We start from the raw sequence: 1,191 nt of genomic DNA on the forward strand, positions 1-1,191 counted from the left end.
AATCGTCGAGGATTAGGAGGTTGGTCTTGGCGATCTGGCGCAGCAGCCGGCCGTATCGAACATCGCCGCGGGCGAGGCTAACCGCGCGGGCCGAGACGGCCTCCGCCCGGCCGGGGTCGATGTGTAGGGCGGTGACAAAACTATCCACTGGAGCGTCGGCGTCGTGCTGATGCGGGCGGGGTAAAAGCCGGCCAGTGGAGAGGCTTCTCTTTCGGGAGGGGCCCAGGATGTTTGCCGTGGAAGTCTACGCGGCCGTTCGGCAGTTCGTTTTCATCGACGGCCACTCTCGTCGCGAGGCAGCCCGGGTATTCGGGCTCAATCGCGAGACGATTGCCAAGATGTGCCGGTTCTCGCTACCGCCGGGTTACACCCGTTCCAAGCCGATCGAGAAGCCGAAGCTGGGGCCGCTGCTGCCGGTAATCGATGCGATCCTGGAGGCGGACCGGACCGCACCCGTCAAGCAACGCCACACGGCCAAGCGGATCTTCGAGCGTCTGCGCGACGAGCACGGCTATGCTGGCGGCTACACGGTGGTGAAGGACCAAGTCCGGATCGCACGCGCGAGCGGGCGAGAGACCTTCGTGCCGTTGGCGCACCCGCCGGGTCATGCCCAGGTCGATTTCGGTGAGGCGGTCGCCACCATCGGCGGCGTGCGTCGGAAGATCCATTTCTTCTGCATGGACCTGCCGCACTCCGACGCCTGCTTCGTGAAGGCGTATCCGCGAGAGACCACGGAGGCGTTCCTGGCCGGGCATTTCGCCGCCGTCGGGTTCTTCGACGGGGTGCCGCTGTCGATCCTCTACGACAACACCAAGATCGCGGTCGCCAAGATCTGCGGCGGCGGGCAGCGCGAGCGCACCCGCGCCTTTACCGAGCTGGTGAGCCACTACCTGTTCCGGGACCGCTTCGGGCGTCCAGGCAAGGGCAACGACAAGGGCAAGGTCGAAGGCCTGGTCAAGTACGCCCGGTCCAACTTCATGACCCCGGCTCCGGTAGCGGCGTCCTTCGAGGCGCTGAACGCGGATCTGGAGCGATGCTGCCGGACCCGGCAGGATGAGCGGGCCGGACAACATGCCGAGAGCATCGGCACGCGACTGGTCGCCGATCGTGCCGTCCTGCGTGCCTTGCCTGCGGTCCCGCTGGAGCCGTGCGAGAAGCGGGCTGGGCGGGTCTCCTCGACCGCGCTGGTTC

General features: G+C 66.8%; 1 protein-coding gene. It reads left to right on the forward strand.

What is annotated here, in order from left to right; all coding sequences use genetic code 11:
* Positions 1-227: 227 nt before the first annotated feature.
* Positions 228-1,191 (forward strand): IS21 family transposase (istA, locus tag G3T14_RS24185; protein ID WP_163645006.1); only part of this gene is annotated, 964 nt, incomplete at its 3' end.

The sequence above is a fragment of the Methylobacterium sp. BTF04 genome, from assembly GCF_010692745.1.
Lineage (GTDB): Bacteria > Pseudomonadota > Alphaproteobacteria > Rhizobiales > Beijerinckiaceae > Methylobacterium.